This window comes from Clostridium senegalense JC122 (assembly GCF_000285575.1).
Taxonomy (GTDB): Bacteria; Bacillota; Clostridia; order Clostridiales; family Clostridiaceae; genus Clostridium_J; species Clostridium_J senegalense.
On sequence record NZ_HE611050.1, the window covers coordinates 1,277,770 to 1,281,719 of the forward strand.

General features: G+C 29.4%; 2 protein-coding genes. Both read right to left on the reverse strand.

What is annotated here, in order from left to right:
- A partial coding sequence (locus tag CSGHG_RS20080; RefSeq protein WP_010293630.1) for a S8 family serine peptidase occupies positions 1–3,023 on the reverse strand: 3,023 nt, incomplete at its 3' end.
- Between the two features lie 102 nt (positions 3,024–3,125).
- Entirely contained in the window at positions 3,126–3,578 is a 453-nt protein-coding gene (locus CSGHG_RS06645) for a hypothetical protein (protein ID WP_010293631.1), read from the reverse strand.
- Positions 3,579–3,950: the final 372 nt, after the last annotated feature.

Here is a 3,950-nt window from a genome sequence, read left to right on the forward strand (position 1 = left end):
ACTCCAGATAACTCATCATTAGCTTTAAAGTAAAGTTTTATAGCACCATCTTCTAAATTTTCATATTTTACGACCTCAACATTTGGTCCAACTGTATCAACTTTAACTGGCATTTCTATTACTTGCTCCTGTGCACTCTCATAATCTACTTTTAATTTAACTTTATAAGTGTAGTTTCCGTCTGAAACATTTACATAACTACCTTTAGATTTGTCAAACACTTTACCATCCCAAGCTAAATCATCAGCTATCATTGGTATTATTCCTGACTCTGAACTAATAATTTTCTTTCTATAATTTTCTGTAGTTCCTAAATTTCTAACTAATTTTCCATTTTCATCTACTATTTCTACTGATGCTGTTTTAGCATTTCTCATCAAATATAATCCTGGATAAATTGTATCATTCATAGAATCGCCATTAGGGCTTATAGCTATTTTAGAACTATCATATTTATTACTTTTATCTTCATTCTTACCTACAACACCCATTATAGAATCTTCTGCATTAACTTTAGTAACTGCTAAGTTTTCAACTAATACACCTGGATATTCCCCAGTTGATTTTAGTGTTTCAACTAATATATGCTTATCTTCATCCCATGCATTATTAGTTGTTATACTTTCCTTACCCCAGTCACCATAATATCCTAAATATGGTATTGCCAATGTTGGCACTTTTTCATTCTTAGGTGTAAATTTAATAAATCCTTCTAAGTATCTATCTTCTGATAATCCACTGCCTATTTTTAATGTTACATCTACTTTAGCATTTCCCTTAGCTGGAACTTTAATTTTATCACTACTAAATTCTAAACTAGCATCTTTTTTATTTAAAGCTTTATCTCTTACCATTTCACCATATTCAGTGTTTTCATCTTGAGTTAGAACGCCACCTAACTCTTCAACTTTATATTCTATATCTTCACTGCCATAGTTTTTTAAATCTAAAGTAAATTTAGCTTTATCTCCTCTTATTTCTTTAAGTGCAACAGATGCTTCCCCATTATTTGTTACAGTAACTCTATTTCTTATAGCATCTTCAACTTGAACAAGTCCTGCACCTTGTCTTCTTGGAGAATAAGGAACATTTTTAGCAAATTTATCTATTTTAACACTTGAAGTATTCATCATTATATTTTTAGCATAATCTATTAGTTCTCTACCTTTAAGTTCTGGTGCATATTCTTTAATAGCTTCCATTAATAAAGCCATTGAACCTGCTGCATGTGGCGCTGCCATAGATGTTCCACTCATAACCCCATGTTCACCTTCATTTAAAGTTGATAAAATTTGTCCACCTGGTGCTGCTACTTGAGGTTTAAATTCTAAACTAGGAGATGGGCCCCAAGAAGTAAAATCTGAAAAATCTGAACTATTATTATTTTCGCTTGTAGCATTTTTTAAATCTCCATTAAATAGAACTGTATCTTTTTTCATAGCATTTAATAAATTCTTACCAGTAGTGTTTCCTACACATATAGCTGGTATTTTAATATTTGGATCTGTAGCCATACTTATAAGTGATTCATCACCGTCTTTATTATATATAACTACACCAACTGCACCATTATTTTGAGCATTAATTATTTTTTCAATAAATGTAAGTCCTCCTCTTTTTATAAGAGCAATGTTTCCTTTAACATCCTTACATTCTTCTGCTTTTCCCAATCCACAATCAACTATTTTATAATTTTTATTTAACATATCTTTATAATCAACTTGGTGATCTTTAAAACTTCCTTCAGTTATAACTTTTCCCTTACCATCTTTAAATACAATAACTTTTTCTGCAACAGTAGTATTTTCATAACTTGCAACCATTAACGCATCCTTAGCTAACGCAGGAGCACCTACTGTTATTTGGTCATTTAACATACCAAGTCCATAAGGATCTGTTGATGCAGAACTATTTCCTGCTGAAACTACAACCATTACCCCTGAATTTGTAGCTCTTGTAATTGCATCTTGAACCGGGTCTGAATCCTCTCTATATCCTGCTGGAGAACCTAAACTCATATTTATAACATCTGCACCTAATGTAACTGAATCATCTATAGCTGCTAACTGGTCATCTGAATAAGTATATTTTCCAAGTGGTCCATTAGAAAATATTTTCATAGCTAACAATTGAACTTCTGGTGCAACTCCTTTTACTGATTCATTAGTATCAATTAACTTATCATCTCCATCAGCACCAACTATGCCAGCAACGTGAGCACCGTGAGGTCCTTTTGAATCTCTTAAATCTACTATTTGTTCATTTCTATCAGCATAATTATATCCAAAAGGAATTTTTTCAGTAAAGTAAGTATTAGCATTCTTATCAGCCTTTAAAACTCCACTTGCCTTAACTTTTTCAACTTCATCTTTCTTTAACTTCAACTTACCAGTATCCTCTGGATTTTTAAAATCCTTATGCTTATAATCTATTCCAGTATCTAGTATAGCTACAACCATACCTTCACCTTTTAAACTATATTTTTTCCATACATCTTCGATTTGAGTAAGCTTCTTTGCACTATTCATATCTTCAGTATATTTTTGTGCTTCTGTAACTTTTCTTACTCCATTCACTCCCTCTATTTGTTTTATATCTTTTCTCTTCACCTCAGCGCTAAAACCATTAAATACATTAGTATAACTATGTCTTACCTCTACGCCTTCTATAGTTGCAACTTCATCTCTAACAGGTTTTTGAGCTGCTTCTACCTGACTAGATTCTTTTTCTGTTGGTCTTAATCCTCTAGGAATCATTTCTTGTGCTGACTTTCCGTTGACTTCAACAATTACTCTAACAACTTCTTCCTGATTTTGATTATCTTTAATTATAGTGTCTGACTTTATTAAATCATTTTTAAAGTTGTTAATTATTTGTTCTTTGCTTTCTACTGTTAATGGCATATTTAAAAGTTTTTCAACTTCTTCAGCCTTTGCCATACTTGGAATTGAACCTACTGTCACCGATGCTAACAGTGCAACTGTCATAACTTTTGATAGGTTTTTTTTCAATTTGTTATTCATAAAAGATGATCCTCCCTTGAATCTTTACATATATTAAAAAGAAACTTCTTAAATTTAAGAACCTCCTTAATATTCTTGACCATTAACCTTTATATTTAGTTTTTATTCATATTCAACCTTATTACTTTCAACATATTCAAATAATATGTCTCCTTCCATTATTGGTTGAACTTCACTTGTTGTTCCAACTATTCTTGCTCCAAAATTATCTCCAGTTTTAGTTATTTTTTTATATGCTATAAGCTCACCTTCTTTGAACTCCTTTTGATTTGAAACATCATATTGTAAAACTTTAATTTCACTTCCATCATAATTTAATTTTTTTAATGATGTGACAATTTCCCCATTCTCATTTCTTTCATACTCTATGATATAAATCTCATCATTTTTTTTACTGTCTATAGCTTTTATAAAATTATCCATTAAATTCATATTTATAATTTCTTCTGAATATCCTTCTTTTATCTTAATTAAAAAATTTTTCTTTGTTGTATTTTTTATACTATATTCCTCTTGAACAAATCCTGAAACTTTATTTGACTTGTTAGTTTTCATATAATAAATGCCTCCTATAATGACAACTATTAACATAGCTAAAATTATAATTAAACTTTTTTATCCTTCATAAGCTCCCCTCCAATCACTTAATTTTCAAGTGAATAATCTAATATGGATTTTGCTTTATAAAAACATAATAAATTATATTTATTTTTACCTCTCTTTATACCTTTTACTTTCACAGTAAATTATATAAACATTATACTTTAAAGTATTTTTACAATACAGTTAAAGAAAATTTTATCTTTCGTTCATTAATGATGTAAATTATTAGAAATTATTTTTCATATTAATAATAATTGAATGAAATTATACATTTCATATTTTTAAATGATACTATCACTTCATTTTTTGTTTCTTCTTTAATTT